Raw genomic sequence first — 17,958 nt, forward strand, 5'->3', positions numbered from 1 at the left:
TTGGAGTGAGAACATGGAAGTTGTGCAAGCGGAAGTTGAAAAAAACATTTCCTCTGAATCGTCAATAGTGTTAAGCATGCGAGCGATTTCCAAGTCTTTCTCTGGGGTTACCGTATTAAAAAACATAAACATCGATCTGCATAAAGGTGAAGTACATGCTTTAATGGGAGAGAACGGTGCCGGTAAGTCGACGCTTATGAAGATTATGGCAGGGATATACCGTCCAGATAACGGCGAGATTATGTATCGAGGCAAATCGATTACTTGGCATAATGCGATGGAAGCGCGTGAGAAAGGCATTAGTGTCATTCATCAAGAGCTTAATCTTTCACCGAATATAACCATCGGTGAGAACGTATTGATGGGAACCAAATTCCCGAAAAATAAGTTCGGTATGGTGGACTGGAAGAAAGTTCACGAGCGAGCCCATTTCTTATTACAATCAATCGGATCTGAATTGGATCCAAGATCATATGTCTCAACTTTAAGTGTTGCCCAACAACAAATGGTGGAAATCGCGAGAGCCCTATCTATAGAAGCAGAAGTTCTAGTGATGGATGAACCAACAGCTTCGTTAACACACAAAGAAATAGATAAGCTGTTTATTATTATTAATGAACTCAAACAAAAAGGTGTTGCGATCGTTTACATTTCACATCGTATGGATGAAATTTTTAAAATTTCTGATCGTTGTACCATTTTGCGTGATGGAGAGTGGATTACAACGATTCCTATCGCCGAAACCAATCCGGAGCATCTGGTTAAGACAATGGTTGGTCGTGAATTAAACGATTTATTTCAAAAACCGCCTTCACATACGATCTGGATTAAAGATAAAATACCGGTTTTAGAGGTTAAAGGTTTATCTGATAACAAAAATGTAAAGGATATTTCGCTAAAGGTGCATTCAGGAGAAATTGTTGGGATTTCAGGATTGGTAGGGGCAGGAAGAACAGAACTAGTCAGAGCGATCTTTGGTTTATCAGAAATAACGGCAGGTGAAATTCTGATTAACGGTCAATCGGTGAAAATCTCTTCTCCAGAAGATGCTATACGATATGGTATTGCTCATGTTCCGGAAAGTCGTAAGGAGCAAGGGCTATTCCTGAATATGTCTGTCAAAGAAAATATTATGATGGCTGAAATGTATAAATATCGAAAAGCAGCCCTCTTAGATTGGTCGCAAATAAGCAATGAAGCTGATAGGTATATAAGTGAATTAGGCATTAAAACGGCAAACAAAGAACAAAAGGTGGTCAGCTTGAGCGGAGGAAATCAGCAAAAAGCACTGCTTGCACGTTGGTTATCCATCCAGCCTAAAGTGCTTTTGTTAGATGAACCGACAAGAGGTGTCGACATTGGCGCGAAAACTGAAATTCATAAAGTTATTTGTAAATTAGCCAAAAACGGTCTTGCTGTGTTAGTCATTTCCTCTGAGCTGCCAGAAATATTAGCGCTGAGTGATCGTATACTTGTTATGCATGAGGGTAAATTACGGGCAAACCTGCAGCGGGAAGACGCGACGCAAGAAAAAATCATGTATTATGCAACGGGGGAGATCAAATGAGTGCTGGAATGGAAGCAATTGTTAATAAAAAAATGAATGTTGGATTATCCATGAGAAAAATTTGGAATCAACTAGGCATGTTAATTGTGTTAGTTGCTATTTGTATCATACTCGCCATTTTTGCACCTAATTTCACCGATACGGGGAATATTCTCAATATATTAAAGCAATCGTCCGTTATCGGAATTCTTGCAGCGGGTATGACCCTGGTTATTCTGACGGGCGGGATTGATTTATCCGTGGGATCGACTATCGCACTTTCTGGCGTCGTATCCGTAATGTTGTCAAAACTAGGAGTTAACCCTTTTATTGCCATGTTCGCTGGGATTGCGGTGGGATATGCAGCAGGCTGGATCAATGGTTTTCTGACTGCAAGAACCAAACTTCCATCCTTTATTGTTACATTAGGCAGTATGACTTATATTAGAGGCGCTGCTTTCGTGATTAGCGGGGGATTACCTACCATACTGGCTTCGGAACCGTTTAAGTTTATTGGATCAGGGAAGATCCTATCGGTTCCAACCCCCATATACATTATGCTCAGTGTCTATATTGTTATGTTTATCGTACTTAAATACACGATGTTTGGCAGACATATTTATGCGATTGGGGGAAATGAAGAGGCAGCGAGATTAACAGGTATTAAGGTTGAAAAGACATTAATTAATGTGTATGCCATTAGTGGTTTATGTGCGGGATTAGCTGGCGTAGTACTTGCAGGGCGTTTAATTTCCGGTCAGCCGAATGCTGGAAGCATGGCCGAGCTTGATGCCATTGCTGCCGTTGTTCTCGGCGGAACGAGCCTGGCTGGGGGAATTGGCCGAATTCAGATGACCATTATTGGTGTGCTAATTTTGGGCGTAATTAGAAATGGATTGACACTTTTAAATGTTAGCTTCTTTTGGCAAACCGTTATTACAGGTGTTGTTATCGTACTTGCGGTGCTTTTGGATCGTCTCCGCACCGATAAGTAAGAGGAAGGGCTGAATGTGGTGAAATGATGGATTGGAGATGACCCAACTTAACGCAATATTTATCAGTGCGGGGGCAAGAGGGGGCAGATAAATATTGAACTTTTGCATTAATATCGCTACCCAACCAAAGAGTCATGTTATTATGGAGCATCCAAATTATTCATTTTGTTTCGTTTCGAGAAATAATCCGCCAATAAATATATCAAAATGTAAATAGGTAGTGATATGAAATTACTCCAATGTACCACCACATAAATTCCTAACCAACTCAATAAAGGCTCGGATACGAATGAGTTAAACAGCCCCAATATGAGCGCCTTTAGAAAAGGAGAAGACTTTGGTTTGTACTGTAGTAAGAGCATCACTTCAAAAACAATGAATGTTTCAAAAGGAATGTAAGGAGGGATACTTGGAATTAGTTTGTAGGGATAGTACCATAAACCAAAATTATTTCCCATAAAATCGAGCCAGGACGCCGCGAGCAGTACAATGATGCCTGGATATAACAAGCGATCAGTGCTATTTTTTTTCCTAATAAAAAACCAAACAATAATCGGAACGACGAATAAAACTAGGCTAAACCACCACTGCCAGGTAAACAACACATGCTCTTTCCACAATATTACGTACTCGATGCTATCTTGGGCAGTATTACTTATCAATTCTTTTATATGTTTAAGATATTCTTCATTGGTCATAGCTACCTCTTCGTTATTGTCCCGTAAGTGATGTAATAATTGGAAACAACGGTATTTTACGCAATTCAAAGAAGGTTTATTCATTTTGTGAATGTGATGACACGAATACAATAAAAATGTCGGGTAAAAAGAAAAAGTCCGATTGCCGATACTGAAGGAGCTAGCTTTGTGGCAGCTCCTCTTTTGCTATTCAAGTAAAGGGCAGATTAACACAATAAAAAAGGAATTGGAATTAAATAGAGAAACATATTTCTAATAAAAGTTGGTGATGTTCGACAACTCACGGGGAATTAAACGGGCAAGTTAGATTAACGAATACTTTCCCTTTAATTTATGAAATGCATCATTTACTATGGAATTACTAATAGTCTCTCATGAAAGGACGGCTTGGGATGATTACAAAAGAATGTCTTATCAATGAAATTCAATATCTTATTGAAGAATACATCCTCGGGCTATCTTCACCTTTTGACTCCTTCTTGGAGGATCATATTCTAACCTCGACTTTTTACATGATCCAAGAGGGATCAAAAGTACTGGGTTACTATGCAATTCACAATAATGAACTTCTTACCCAATTCTACATCAGTCGTCCCTACCAAATGTACTCGCAGAAGATGTTTAACCAAGTGCTAGAACGTAATACTGTGAACTCACTTTTCGTTCCGACCTGCGATGAACTATTTGTAAGCCTAGCGTTAGATAAGGACTTCACAATCAACAAACAAGCTTACTTTTTCCAAGACAATCAAGCAGACATAATAGAGAGTAATGTTTCAGGTGATGAATCATTTCGCCCTGCTAATCTAGAAGATCTGCAACAAATACAACAAATCTGTGGAGATTTTCTTGACCAATACGAACGGCGGATTGCCAGTGGAGAACTCTTCACCTACTATAGAGGTGCTGTGTTGCTTGGAATCGGAGTAGTTGAGAAGTCTAAGATGTTCAAAGGATTAGCAAGCATAGGTATGTTAACTAATGAGGCATATAGAAAGCAAGGAATTGGGAGAGTCATTATTTTAAAATTAAGGAAATGGTGTGATAAGCAGGGTATTAAGCCTGTAAGTGGATGTTGGTACTATAACGAAGCTTCTAAAAGGACTCTGGAGAGTGCGGGTATGGTCACGAAAACCAGACTATTGAAAATCAAAGTAACTTAAGAATGACTGAGTTATAAGAACCAGAAGCGATAATAATTGATTTAGTCTTAAATATATTACACATGAAGGCTGCCCGTAGGATACGCAGCCTTCTTTGTGTTCAAAATCTGATTTACATCTGACTTACAAATACGATTTCTTCATATGAGTTAAACTTTTATTATCAGTTTATTCTATTGTTTAAGGGAATGTGAAGAGAAGCATACTTGTACGGAAAGTGCTGTCCATCATGATTTGGGCGAGTTTTGCAGCTTTGCTGTGGACACCGGTAATGAAGATTCTGGAAGTGCTCTTTTACGGTATGAGTCGGGCATGCATGTAAGTGGAAACTTATAATTTCGATTTGGATGCTTATGACGGCCATGGGGGAGGGGATCAACAGCTAATAAGTAATTATCTGAAGGTATTACGCGGGGAAGAGAAATCTGCAACCACGTTAGATGATGGTCTGCTTAGTGCATTATTATGTTTGAAAGCGAATGAATCCGCAGAAAAGGGAACCTTTTGTAACATTGTTTGGGATTAAAATTATTCCATCTAATTTTGAAACAGTTAGAATTCTTGAGAAACATCACATTTGTGTTTGAACTGTGAAATGCCCATTAAATTAGAATTGTTCCATAAGGGGGGGGGGATAAAAGTTCAACCTCCTCATTATCCGATTTATCAATCATAATAAAGCCATAGAGGCTTTTTATGAGGAGGATATGGATTAATGATGAACAAAAAGATGTTATCAACCATGCTGGGATGTGTGCTGGCCGCCTGTTTGACCGCTGCCGGTATTGCGTCTGCTTTCGGTGAGACAGCTCCTGGGGGAGTGGAGATTAAAGGATTCAGCCTTGAGGATACGGCATCCGACATTGTCGGTGCGGCGGATTTTACGCCGGAGGGCAACAAGGACGGCCACTACAAGCTTTCGCTGAAGTTAGAAGAGGAAACAACCATTCACGCGGTCGTGCTTCGTTCGACCGATGACTACGGCAAGGATAATTACCAAGGCGTATGGCGGACCAACCGTGCCACAACCGGATGGCTGCTTGGCATTATGCAAGGAACCGATATCATTAACCCCGGTTTTCGTAAAGATGTAAAGGAGCCTGTCGGTACCTATAAGGGTACGGTTAACTGGGACTTGTACGCCAGCAATAACGGCACAATAAAGGAAACGCAGTACTATGTGTTGGAGATCGAAACGCCGAAGGGAACGGTAGTTTCCAAACCTATAAAGTTCAAAAAGCCGCAGGGGGATACGTCTACGACTCCCACTCCGACACCGGCATCAACGCCAACACCTGCGCCATCTTCGACGCCGGCATCAACGCCAACACCTGTTCCATCTTCGACACCGGCATCAACGCCAACACCTGTTCCATCGACGACTCCAACACCGATGCCAACAGCCAGTCCTATTAAGGTAAATCCTCTTAAGGTTACAGGAGGCGCAAATACCGTCATCATAGAAGGAGGTACTCCTGAATCGACGGTGAGTCTTATGCTCATAAAGTCAGGTCAGACTATAGCGATGGGATCGTCTATCATCAGGTCTGATGGAAAAACGTCCATCAATTCTGTCCCGCCCGGAACGGATTACTATGTTTTCAATGCGGCAGGGAAGCGGTTCGGTCCGGTTACGGTAACGGAACGGGAAAATAGCAGCTTGTTTAACATTTCGAAAACGACGTTAACCGCAACCTTCGATCCGGTATCAGGTATGTACGATGTTAAAGTTAGCGGCGAAGTTCAAGATTCCGTAGAGAAGGTAACGGTTAGTGGATACTACGAAACCATCCCGATCGTAGACAACAAGTTCAACGTAACCTACAGTGCCGATCCGTACAGGTATTCGACAAGAGTAGTGATGTCGGCTGCAACGGCGGATGGAACCAAAACCATCATCTATATGGATACGCAGCGCGATCTTGTTGATAATTTAACGGTAGAGGCTACCCAACTGGATCAAAATGGAACATGGCTGATTAAAGGGAAATATGCCCCAGGGAAAAGCAAGGACGGCTTGGAGATTTATTGGAAAAATGATGGAGGGCAAGTGACCTACTTGCAGGATGAACGGCTAATCGGCAAAGCGGCGCCGCTGTCCAAAGAGGAAGCTGATCTTAAGCAATCCATGAATGATTTTGAATATAAAATAACGACCAAAAAAGATAGGATTGAATTAGGTTTCTACGTAAAGAACAGCCGGGGCGAATTCGAGTACGTTACACCAATGGAAGGTTTAGGAACGATGCGTCCATTGGAAAATATTTATATGCAAATTGATTCCACTACGGTCAGAGTGAACGGCAAAGAACAACAGCTGGAGGTTGCACCGTATTATTTCAATGGACGAACTATGGTGCCGATCCGGTTCATCAGTGAAGCCATGGGTGTGGAGGTAGGATGGAACAGTGAGGATCAAACCGTAACCCTGACCCGGGGGGATACTCAAATTAAGCTGCAGATACACCAATATATGGCCTATGTGAACGGCGTACCAACCTGGTTGGATACAATTCCGATGATTAAAGATGGCGTAACCATGGTGCCGCTGCGGTTTGTCGGCGAGAGCTTGAACAAGAATGTCCAATTCGACGAAGGAAGAATACACATTACGAATAAAAATGAATGATACTGTTCTGATGGAAGGAAGCCTTTTGCGCGAATATTTGCTGCAAAAGGCTTTTTCTTATTGCTACATAATTTATAAGTTTTCGGTCGCTGCACCAACACCACAGCAGAGAGGTGAGGATTCGCGAATATCCGATGATTACTAGGTGTATATCTGACTGAGCTTCTCGTTCATCTAAGCAGGATACACCTATATAATTCCAGATAATACCATGCTATTATTTTAATAAATTCAGAGTTCGTTAAAAACAGCAGCAGTAATTAAGGATTATTTAATATACCTTCTGACTTTTGAGTTAGAAGGTTTTTAATAACTTCTTATTAAAGCGCGAACATTCCATATGGGCATACCAATTGTCAGATCAGTGTATTGTTGAATATTGAATAGGGTGGTGCCTCATGAGTCGATATTCCGCAAAATCAATCATAAATGAAGGGTATTCGGTTATTGTTTTAAACGACGCACGAAGTGATGCAACCGCAGAAATTATACCGGAGGTAGGAAACAATCTCTTTCGCTTCGAAAGCGGGGGACATCCCGTTATTTTGCCTCCGGTAAGCTTACATATGCTAAGAAATGAACCCTTTGCCAATTTCAAATACGGCACTCCGATCTTGTTTCCACCCAATCGCGTAAAAAATGGTCGGTTTTCATTTCACGGACGGACGTACAACTTGCCATTGAACGAGCCGCCCTCCAATCATCTGCACGGCGAAATTTGCTCCAGAGCGTGGGAAGTTCTCGAATACGGGGCAACGCTAGAAAGCGGAGCTTTTGTGATCAGCCGTTTCCGTTATGAGTTGAATCCAGATATTATAGCTTATTTCCCTCATCATCTTTCATTCACGCTCACATACCGTCTCTATGAGGGTCGTCTATACATGAACGGAACGATTATGAATGAAGGGGAGGACGAAGCTCCCTTTGCTTTCGGACTGCATCCTTATTTTTCAGTTCCTTTTGATAGCGGAGAGAAGATCGTGTTGAAGGTTCCTACGACTGAGGAATGGCCAGTGACGAATGAAGCATTCGTGACGGGCAGGCCAGCAATTACTCACTTAAGCCGAACTCTAAAAGAAGGCGTCCAGATCTCAGACTATCCGCAGCTCGGTTGTTCACTGTTGACCATGGATAGCGAGGATGAAGATCGCATTTGCCGTATTGAAATGATGGATCACGGGTATGCCATTGCCTATCAGATCGACCGTCAATTTCCTTTTGTCGTGTTGTTCCGTCCTAATTGGGGATCGGCATTTTCGCTGGAGCCATACACATGCGTCACAGATGCGTTTAATCTTCCCTATGAGCATGAACTGACAGGCGTTAAGGGCATAAAGGCAGGTGAAAAAATGAGTTTTACGACCTGCTTATGGATAGAATCCACGAAATAAGGGGTGTGAAATCAACAATAGAAAGCGCTTTAATTGGTGTGAACACACATGGAAGGTCAAAGAAGGAGGAATATCTTGTGCAGACAATGGATTTAAACTTACCTATCGAACCGGAAATGCCAAAGCGTAAAGATTATCGAATTGGCTGCATCGGTTCCGGATTCATTATGCGGGACTGCCATCTCGTGGCTTATCGGGATGCAGGATTTAACCCATACGCCATTAGCTCAAGATCGTTTGAAAATGCCAAGGCTGTTGCAGAATTGCGGCATATCCCGCAGGTATACCGTACATGGGAAGAACTGATCGAAGATCCGCTGATCGAGATTCTGGATATCGCGATTCCTCCGGATCGACAGTTGGAGGTTGTTCGACAGGCGGTTAAGCAAGAGCACATAAAAGGAATTCTATGTCAAAAGCCGCTAGCTATGAACGCTCACGAAGCTTTTGAAATTGTTGAACTCTGTGAAAGGGCCGGCATCAAAATCGCCGTCAATTCCAACATGCGTTACGATCAATCGATGCGGGCGCTGAAAACAATCCTAGACAAGGGATATCTTGGCGAACCTGTCCTTGCAACGATTGAAATGCGGGCGATACCTCATTGGCAGGAATTCCTGCATAAGTATGAGCACATCGAAATCCTCAATATGGGTATCCATCATATCGATATTTTCCGCTATCTATTCGGCGATCCGGAGAAGATCACCGCTGTTACGCGCAGAGACCCTCGGACGTCGTTTAAACATATCGACGGAATTTCCCAATACACGTTCCAATATGCAAGTGAGCTGTTAGCCACTAGTTTAGATGATGTGTGGGCTTGGCCGGGCGAGGGTACTGAGAAGGATCTATACATCAAATGGAGAGTCGAAGGACTAGACGGCATCGCCCAAGGGTATATAGGTTGGCCGTCGTATCCCGAACGAACGCCAAGCACACTTGAGTTCACAACGAAGCAATCTCCGAATCACTGGCACCGACCTCAATGGGACGGAGTCTGGTTTCCGGATGCGTTTCAAGGAACGATGGCGCAGCTGCTTCGTGCGGTAGAAACGGATAGCGAACCGGAAATAGGCGGCAGGGATAACTTGAAATCGATAGCTCTTGTGGATGCGTGCTATAAGTCCATTGCCGAACAGCGTACGATTGCCATTACGGAGATAGAAAGCCAGTATCAATCTTACACTTTTGAAGGAGGCATACAACCATGATTTCAGTAGGTATTTTCAATGGGTATTATCCCTACACGCTAGCGGAGACAATTTCGAGAATTCAAAAGGACGGTTTCTCTTCCGTTCAGCTTGATCTGTCTTTCAAGGACATGGATCTATCTTTCGAGTCACTTACACGAGAGAAGTGCCATACAATCCGCGATGCTTTCAGGGACGCTAACTTACCAATCGTCTGCATCTCAGGTTACACCAATATTATTCATCCGGACCCGAAGAAACGGGAACAAAATCTATTCGGATTGAAAACACTTTTAAAGTTTGCACGCGATCTAGGCACCCCCTACGTAATCAGCGAGACGGGCACCTATCATACGGAAAGCGATTGGGTATGGAACGAGAAGAATGGCACCGAGGAAGCGTATGAGGAAGTGTGCAGGCAACTGGAGGATCTGGCCAAATTCGCTTATGATCACGGTTCCGTCTTTCTTGTAGAGAACTACGTGAATAATGTCATTGGATCGGTCAATCAATTGGCACGTTTGTTTTCCGACGTTAATCATCCGGGTCTTGGGCTGCTGATGGACCCTACCAACTATTTTACGGACAGTAATATTCACCAAGTGGATGATGAACTTAATCTCATTTTCAATACGCTCGGCGACAAAATCAAGATTGCTCATGCAAAAGATTGCAAGCCTGCCGAAGACACCTCCGAAAAGCACGCCACAATCGACGCTGTGGAATCGCATACGTTCCGAGGAGCTGGGGCGGTAGAGCTTCCGGCCCCCGGATTGGGCATTCTGAATTATGACTTGTATCTGCAAAGGCTGTCTAAGCTTCATCCGAACATACCGATCATTATTGAGCATCTGGATGAGCAGGACATTCCACGCGCGAAAAAATTCCTTGATGACAAATTAAAGAAGAACGGCTGTTAATCAGCCTAATCGTATGACAGGCAAAGGAGGAATCATTCATGGCTCCGAATCCACAAAAAAGAGACTACAGCATTACCGGCCCCGAGAATAAGCGCGCGCAAGAGAGAGGACTCGCGACAGCCGAGTGGTATACGAGTCCAATCCCCCGTCAGCGCATGAAAGAGTTAATGAAGAGAAAGAACGGTCCTGCTATCAGGGACACATTCATTTGGTTCGGTTCTCTTGCTGTATTGGGTTTTATCGCTTATCAAGCATGGGGCACATGGTGGGCGATTCCCGCCTTCCTGGCATATGGCATCCTTTATGCGACACCGGGAGATTCCAGGTGGCATGAGTGTGGACATGGAACAGCCTTTAAAACACCATGGATGAACGAGGTCATTTACCAAATCGCTTCCTTCATGGTTTTACGGTCGGCAACGCCTTGGCGATGGAGCCATGCTCGTCACCATACGGACACCATCATCGTTGGACGCGACCCGGAGATCATTACAGAGCGACCTCCGGTGTGGAAAATCATAATCATGCAAATTTTTCATTTGTATGGCGGTCCTGTTGAGATCAAACGATTTATTTTACATTTCTTCGGCCTGCTGGACAAACAGGAAAGAGAATATATTCCTGCTTCGGAGCATGGGAAAACGTTTTGGGAAGCACGTATATACGTGCTCATAATCCTTGGCGTCATTGCAGCAAGTTTATATACCCAAAGCATACTGCCCGCTTTGTACATCTTTTTGCCGTCGTTCTATGGTGGCGTTGTCGTCCTTCTCTTTGGCATCACACAGCATCTGGGGCTGCATGAGGATGTTCTCGACCATCGACTGAATACCCGTACCGTTTATATGAATCCGATATTCCGGTTTCTGTACTGGAACATGAACTATCATACGGAGCACCACATGTTTCCCATGGTTCCCTATCACGCGTTGCCTAAGCTTCATCAAGAGATGAAGCACGACTGTCCAACTCCAAGCCCCAGTCTTTGGGCTGCGTTGAAAGAAGTGATTTCAGCGCTGATCAGACAAAAGGAAAATCCAGCCTATGTGATCGAGCGGCCATTGCCGGACACAGCTCGGCCTTATTTATACGGTATCAGGCAGGAAACTGACGTAAATGCAGCAGTTTCTAATGGAACAGCGGTAAGTTAAACGATAACTAAAATACAAGCTAATGGAGAGTAGAACAATGAGTAACGAACAGTGGGTCGAAGCATGTGCCGCGGAGGATATCGATGTGGAGGATGTCATACGTTTTGATCATGAGGATCGGACATTTGCCATTTACCGTACGGAAAACAGTGTTTACTACGCCTCCGATGGATACTGCACGCATGAACGAATACATTTGGCTACCGGCTTGGTTATGGGTGATGTTATTGAGTGCCCGAAGCATAACGGCCGTTTTGACATACCTACTGGTGCAGCTAAACGCCGTCCCGTATGCATCGCTTTAAAAACATACCCTGTCAAAATAGAAGAAGGTAAAGTGCTCATTCAAATCGATTAGAGAGAATATAATGTGTTTTGGAGAACGTTAATTCAATAAAACAGGGACAGTCTTGGGATCTTCAGATTAAAAAGTCGAACTAATGACAAAATGTCATTAGTTCGGACTTTTTTACTTGTTGGAGTGATGTCGTATAACAAGAACATTATCTCATTCGTAAATAAACAATCTGATAAACGCAAAAACAATTCATTGAAGATTACTTCTGCAATCCATACTATGACCGGGAGCAAACACAGCCGTTGCTTCCAATAAACCTTCATGCTGCTCAGCAAGTCGGAGCACTATTCATCAAACTAACGTATGATTTATATACCAGGTGGGAAGTTTTTAATGGGGACTGACGATCAAGACGGCCTTTATAATGCAGCTGGGAATGTGTGGGAATGGTGCTCGGATTGGTTTAGCCCTACCTATCATATCAATGGCACAAAGGATAACCCCACTTGGCCCCCAACTGGAGATAGTAGAGTTCTAAGGGGAGGCTCGTACTTGTGCCATGCTTCCTATTGTAATCAATATCGTGTGGCTGCAAGGAGTAAGAATACACCTGACAGTTCAGCGGGAAATATAGGTTTTCGTTGTGCTGCGGATGTTTAATTAAGCATCCGTGTATCCAATAGTAATTGAAAGAAATTTGGTCCAATGGCGTTCACTCTCAGGGTGAGCGTCTTTTTTAATAAGTAAGAAGTAGTCCCGAAACATGAATAATGCCCGCAACCTTTCCTACTGAAAAGATCAAGGGCTATTTAATCTAACGACTCGGTATCTTTATGTTAGTGGGAATCTTTTGTTAATGATTTTCTTTATAAATCGATGATCTTGTGATTTTTCAAATAACATCCATTCCCGGAAGATAGAACAAGATTTACTCTTATGTTAGTATTGTAAGAAAATGTCGAACGTTGACGAAATGGAGGCGTCGCCTTGCATATATTTAATAAATGGATTTTTACTCCAATCGATTATGTGAAACGATCTTTTTACAGGAAAATGCTGCTGTCTTTCTTCATGATCATTATTATTACAGTGTTAAGTCTAGGGATCAATTTCTATGTTCAAACCTCTAAGGATATAAAGAAAAACGCGATATCCAATATGGAACGACTAGTGGACCAATCCGTTCAAACGATGGAATCCCACATGGATTACACGAATAAAGAAACATGGAATCTCTTTAGAGATACGGATTTGCAGTCACTTATGAAAGATTATTCTAAGAACCCGGAGAAAATGAGCTATTTTACGTTTAGACTCATGGACCTTGCAAACAATAATCCATTCATTGATGCCATCGTCGTCCGTGATTCGAATGGTTTAAGCAAACTATCAGCCGGAGCCTTCCGTTATTTTACAAACCCAGGCCAATTGGCCTCTTTTGAAAAAGAATCAGACAGACTGAGTAAAATAGCGGTTCAAAACGATGGTAAAGGGGCGTGGGTTCTTTCCAACACTTATGACCCGAAAAACCAACCTTATCGAACAATAGCCTATACACAAGCGCTCAAGGATGTATTTGGGGATTTCCAACCTATTATCGGGATGCTGACGATACAATTTTCGAATGAAAAGCTGCAGGAGTGGATAAATTCTCTTAAATCGAATGATCAAGGCGATTTTTATCTGATCGATAAGAAGGATGGAAAGATCGTGCTTGGCCCTGATCAATCTTCTACCGGAAAACCGCTTCTCAATGAACAGAACTTTTCTGAATTCGAAAAAATGCGTCCCGAACCTTATTTTTTTATAAATGAAGATAAAGGACAAACATTGATTGTTTACAAGAGTTTTATGAATTCAGACTGGATGTTGGTTGGTAAAGTTCCTGTTAACGTGCTCCTTGCTCAAGTCAATTCCGTTGCCAAAAGGACAATTCTGATTGGCCTCAGCGCTTTGCTCAGTACGATGCTATTTGCCAGTTTTCTTTCCTCGCGTGTACTCATCCCGATAAAGCGCTTAAGAAAAGGGATGAAACAGATGGAGACAGGTAATTACAATATCTCAGTACCCGTTGAAACCAAAGATGAGATCGGTTACTTTTGCCAAAGCTTTAATCAAATGACCCATAGAATCAATCATCTGGTTGTACAAGTTTATGAAACAGAGCTGTTGAAAAAGGATGCGGAAATAAAAGCGCTGCAATCACAAATGAATCCACACTTTTTGTATAATACGCTTGGCACGATTGAGAGCTTGGCACCGGTGCAAGGTGAGGGTCAGATGATTAGTGTGATGTGCCGCTCTCTTGCCCAAATGCTTCGTTATAATATCAATGGGGCAAGCTTCTCTACATTAGGAGAAGAAATTGAGCAGCTTGAAGTCTATTTATCGATTCAGAAAATCCGTTATGAAACACGGCTTGAGTATAACATTATTGTCGATCCTGAACTCACGAAGATGAGAATACCCAAGCTATTATTTCAGCCCATTGTGGAGAACAGCATTATCCATGGCATAGAGCGTTCGCGAAAAGGCGGGACGATTCAAATTGAAGCGGTATCGATGGATGAGCAGGATGCCATGATTAAGGTGACGGATAATGGGGTCGGTATGGATCCAGACAAACTCAAAGCTTTGCAGCTTAGGCTAAATACTTGGTCAGCATCCAGCTATTCGGCGAACAATCAACAGACATCGATTGGAATGGTTAATGTTCATGCCCGATTAAAACTATTATACGGTGAACAATATGGCGTAGCCATTGAAAGTGTTTTTGGCGAAGGCACGCAAGTCATCATCCGATTAATGAAATAATGGATTGAAGGAGCGAGTTCGTATGAATTTTAAAGTATTGGTTTTAGATGATGAGCCCAAACAACGAAAGGGGATCATTGCGAAAATTAACATATCGGGATTACCTATTACCATTGTAGGTGAAGCTGGTGATGGAATTGAAGGACTTGAGTTTGCCCTCCGCGTGCAGCCTGATATTGTGATTACAGATATTCGGATGCCCGGAATGGACGGATTAGATTTTATAGAACGAGTCAAAGAGCTTAATCCTGAAATCGTATTTGTTATTATTAGCGGGTATAGTGATTTTGATTTTGCCAAAAGGGCGATTAAGTACGGCGTATCCGACTATTTGTTGAAACCTATTGATGAGGCGGAGCTGCGCAGCAATTTGGCAAACATCATATTGAAGATTGAAGAGACGCGGAAATCCCGATTAGAAATGGAAAAGTTGAAGCAAGATAAAGAGATGAATATGGAGAGTCTTCGCCAACAATTATTAACGAGAATGGTTCAAGAACCCAAACAGTCGGCTTCCTCACAAGAAAGCATAACGACGGTATCTGATATTATAGAGAGATTTCCCTACATTTTGGCCATCGTACTTGTATTAGAGCCCTACCAGCTTCCACATTATTCATTTCGTACGGGCGATGAAGATCTCATCCGGTTCGCCATCGAAAATATGATGTCGGATCAAATGAAATTGGCGGGTAGAGACGGAGTTATATTTCAACACGCTATTCACCAGAATGAGATGGTTTATATTTTGGGAGTCGAGAATCCGAATGAAAATACCGCGGTAAAAGAATGGCTCAAAGGCGTTCTTTTTGGAGTGAATCATTACATGCGTCTGGAAGTGACGATCGCTATTGGCAGTATTGTCGATAGCCTGGATAAGATGCAGAAATCATACCAGTTAGCCAAATTGTCGCTTCGTAATAAAATCATTAGCGGCGCAAATAAAATTTATGATTATGGCTGGATTCAGAGCCATACGAACTCGAGAGAACAATTCATGAAAGAGAAAGATGAAGAACTGCTGTTTAGTCTTCTTAATGAAGGGAATGAAACGGCATTACATCGATGGATTGCGCATCGCATTCAGAGCCTTGTGGACTTCCCGACAGCTACTTATTCTCAGCTAGAATGGTTCTGCGCAGATATGTATCTTCTCTTAAGGAAATATCTATTGGAGAAAACAGAGGATACCAAGTTGGTTATTGGGGAAATGGACGATCTGCACTATTGGCTGCAAAATCTGACGAGTTGGAGTGAAGCTGTCCATCAAATCCAAAGTCAAGTTACTAATATCATCCATTTCTTGAATAAAGCTCATCCTGTTAAGGATGTCATGGATGAGATTAAGCAGTATCTTGTTATGAATTTAAATGAAAACATATCCCTGCAGTCCATTGCAGAACGTTTCTTTATTCACCCTACTTATTTCTCTAAGCGGTTTATAGATAAGTATGGCCAAGGCTATTCTGATTTTCTGACCCAGCTACGGATGGAAAAGGCGGCTGAATGGTTAAGGGAAACGAATATGAAGGTTCAGGAAATAGCGGAGATGGTCGGTTTTGAGGGTGCTGCGTACTTTAGCAGTGTTTTTAAAAAATCGCAAGGCTTATCACCGAAAGAATACAGGCAAAATTATCGACAAACAAAGTAATAAGGTATAAAAAAATTAACATTTTCATTGAATTATTTGTAGAATAACCTTGAATTATTGGATTCTAACCATCTTCCGTTCATCTTATAATGAAAACGTAATCAAGAATATCTCAGGGGGATTGAAAAATGAAGAAACAACTTAAAGTAACTGCAGTCGCTCTCTCTTCCGTACTTTTGCTTAGTGCATGTGGCGGCAAAACAGCCACTACAAGCCCTAGCAGCAGCCCTGCCGGCAACACGCCAGCAGCTGCTTCAGCCAAACCGATAGAAATTACAGTATGGGATAAGCCAGCTGCTGATAATCCTGTAAAGCCGTATCTTGAGAAACAGTTTGCAGCGTTTGATGCGCAATTTCCGAACATCAAGGTGAAGCATGAAGAGCTTGCAACAGGAGGTAAGGATCGTGAGCAATATTTGACAGCAATGGCTGGAGGGCAAGGGCCAGATGCAACACCGAATAATCCTTATCCTGACATGGAAAAATATATTAAGCAAGGTTTCGCATTAGATATTACTGATCGATGGAACAGTTATGCAGATAAGGGGAACTACATTCCTTCTTCATTGGAAGCTGCAAATAGGGATGGGAAAGTCTATGGAGTTCCTAATGATATGTATGTGACGCCTTTGATCTATAATAAAAAGCTTTTTAAAGAAGCCGGTCTTGATCCTGCCAAGCCGCCTGCGACATGGGATGAATTTGTTGATGCAGCTAAGAAATTAACAGACCCAAGCAAAGGTCAAATTGGTTATAATATTTTGGGAATGGATTGGGCAGATTGGTTTTTTGAATATTATGTTTGGCAAGCCGGCGGGGATCTCACTAAGAAAAATGATGACGGAACAGCAACGTTGACATTCACTTCAGATCCTGCAGTAACTGCACTGCAATTCTATAAAGACTTAAAATGGAAGCACAAAGTCGTACAGAAAAACGTAGTACAATCACTGGACGACAATAACAAGGATTTCTATACAGGACATACGGGAATGACCGTAGGCTGGGTGGATTGGTTTACTGCTAAAGGCATGGATATTAATGATATCGGCGCTATGCCGTTTCCTGCTGGCCCATCTGGTAAATCGCCTTCGCAAGTCGGAGGTGCCTATTGGACAATTAATGCGAAAACTACGAAAGAGAAGCAGGATGCAGCTTGGACTTATGTTACATTCATGTCTTCGAAGAACTTCTACGATGGTAGATTGAATTATACCAAAGAAATTGGCCAATTCCCTAACTTGCTTACTTTCCGTACAGATCTGGACACCTCAAAGATTTATGAGGGTATCCCTGCTGATATTGTTGCAAACATTAAGAAGGCCGCTTCAGATACACATCTAGAGTATTTCTTAAAGGACCGTCTCAGTAAGTATGTCGTTGCCGCGATTCAAAAAGTGCTGCTTGATCAAAATGCAGATCCAAAAGCCGAGCTTCAAAAACAACAAGACTTGGCTCAAAAGGAAGTCATAGACAAATACAATGCTGAAGTCAAAAAATAAATAGAGA

14 protein-coding genes and 1 pseudogene are annotated in these 17,958 nt (G+C 42.4%); 14 read left to right on the forward strand and 1 reads right to left on the reverse strand.

Features of this window, described 5'->3' with window-relative positions; all coding sequences use genetic code 11:
• Window positions 1-13 precede the first annotated feature (13 nt).
• A complete protein-coding gene (locus QFZ80_RS07825; protein WP_307558203.1) occupies window positions 14-1,567 on the forward strand; it encodes a sugar ABC transporter ATP-binding protein in 1,554 nt (517 codons plus the stop codon).
• Window positions 1,564-2,541, forward strand: coding sequence for an ABC transporter permease (locus QFZ80_RS07830; RefSeq protein WP_307558205.1), 978 nt, complete (start codon window positions 1,564-1,566; stop codon window positions 2,539-2,541). Before QFZ80_RS07825 ends, QFZ80_RS07830 begins: the two co-directional genes overlap by 4 nt.
• Before the next feature lie 140 nt (window positions 2,542-2,681).
• On the opposite strand, the gene QFZ80_RS38895 is transcribed toward QFZ80_RS07830, so the two are convergent.
• Window positions 2,682-3,323 (reverse strand): CBO0543 family protein, encoded by a 642-nt coding sequence (locus QFZ80_RS38895; protein ID WP_373460031.1) that lies wholly within the window; start codon window positions 3,321-3,323, stop codon window positions 2,682-2,684.
• A 308-nt stretch (window positions 3,324-3,631) separates the two neighbouring features.
• On the opposite strand from QFZ80_RS38895, the gene QFZ80_RS07835 reads away from it, so the two are divergent.
• The 12 genes and pseudogenes from QFZ80_RS07835 (at window position 3,632) to QFZ80_RS07890 (ending at window position 17,951) form a co-directional block, all read left to right on the forward strand.
• Window positions 3,632-4,402, forward strand: a complete 771-nt coding sequence (locus QFZ80_RS07835) for a GNAT family N-acetyltransferase (RefSeq protein WP_307547678.1) — start codon at window positions 3,632-3,634, stop codon at window positions 4,400-4,402.
• 322 nt (window positions 4,403-4,724) lie between these two features.
• Window positions 4,725-4,928 carry a hypothetical protein gene (locus QFZ80_RS07840; RefSeq protein WP_307558207.1) on the forward strand — a complete coding sequence of 68 codons (204 nt, stop codon included), beginning with the start codon at window positions 4,725-4,727 and terminating at the stop codon, window positions 4,926-4,928.
• 189 nt (window positions 4,929-5,117) lie between these two features.
• A complete protein-coding gene (locus tag QFZ80_RS07845) occupies window positions 5,118-7,031 on the forward strand; it encodes a copper amine oxidase N-terminal domain-containing protein (RefSeq protein ID WP_307558209.1) in 1,914 nt (637 codons plus the stop codon).
• A 398-nt stretch (window positions 7,032-7,429) separates the two neighbouring features.
• A complete protein-coding gene (locus tag QFZ80_RS07850; protein ID WP_307558213.1) occupies window positions 7,430-8,422 on the forward strand; it encodes an aldose 1-epimerase in 993 nt (330 codons plus the stop codon).
• 86 nt (window positions 8,423-8,508) lie between these two features.
• Window positions 8,509-9,636 carry a Gfo/Idh/MocA family protein gene (locus QFZ80_RS07855; protein ID WP_307555632.1) on the forward strand — a complete coding sequence of 376 codons (1,128 nt, stop codon included), beginning with the start codon at window positions 8,509-8,511 and terminating at the stop codon, window positions 9,634-9,636.
• The gene (locus QFZ80_RS07860) at window positions 9,633-10,535 is read left to right on the forward strand and encodes a sugar phosphate isomerase/epimerase family protein (RefSeq protein ID WP_307547671.1); all 903 of its coding nucleotides are present in this window, start codon (window positions 9,633-9,635) and stop codon (window positions 10,533-10,535) included. Before QFZ80_RS07855 ends, QFZ80_RS07860 begins: the two co-directional genes overlap by 4 nt.
• 38 nt (window positions 10,536-10,573) lie before the next feature.
• A complete protein-coding gene (locus tag QFZ80_RS07865; RefSeq protein ID WP_307547669.1) occupies window positions 10,574-11,686 on the forward strand; it encodes a fatty acid desaturase family protein in 1,113 nt (370 codons plus the stop codon).
• A gap of 37 nt (window positions 11,687-11,723) precedes the next feature.
• Window positions 11,724-12,044 carry a MocE family 2Fe-2S type ferredoxin gene (locus QFZ80_RS07870; protein WP_307547667.1) on the forward strand — a complete coding sequence of 107 codons (321 nt, stop codon included), beginning with the start codon at window positions 11,724-11,726 and terminating at the stop codon, window positions 12,042-12,044.
• 354 nt (window positions 12,045-12,398) lie between these two features.
• Window positions 12,399-12,644 (forward strand): annotated as a pseudogene (locus QFZ80_RS07875) (formylglycine-generating enzyme family protein); the annotation flags it as partial.
• 327 nt (window positions 12,645-12,971) lie between these two features.
• Window positions 12,972-14,798 (forward strand): cache domain-containing sensor histidine kinase, encoded by a 1,827-nt coding sequence (locus tag QFZ80_RS07880; protein WP_307547664.1) that lies wholly within the window; start codon window positions 12,972-12,974, stop codon window positions 14,796-14,798.
• A gap of 22 nt (window positions 14,799-14,820) precedes the next feature.
• Entirely contained in the window at window positions 14,821-16,449 is a 1,629-nt protein-coding gene (locus QFZ80_RS07885; RefSeq protein WP_307558215.1) for a response regulator, read from the forward strand.
• Between the two features lie 128 nt (window positions 16,450-16,577).
• The gene (locus tag QFZ80_RS07890) at window positions 16,578-17,951 is read left to right on the forward strand and encodes an extracellular solute-binding protein (protein WP_307558217.1); all 1,374 of its coding nucleotides are present in this window, start codon (window positions 16,578-16,580) and stop codon (window positions 17,949-17,951) included.
• Window positions 17,952-17,958 lie beyond the last annotated feature (7 nt).

The organism is Paenibacillus sp. V4I7 (genome assembly GCF_030817275.1).
Classification (GTDB): domain Bacteria; phylum Bacillota; class Bacilli; order Paenibacillales; family NBRC-103111; genus Paenibacillus_E.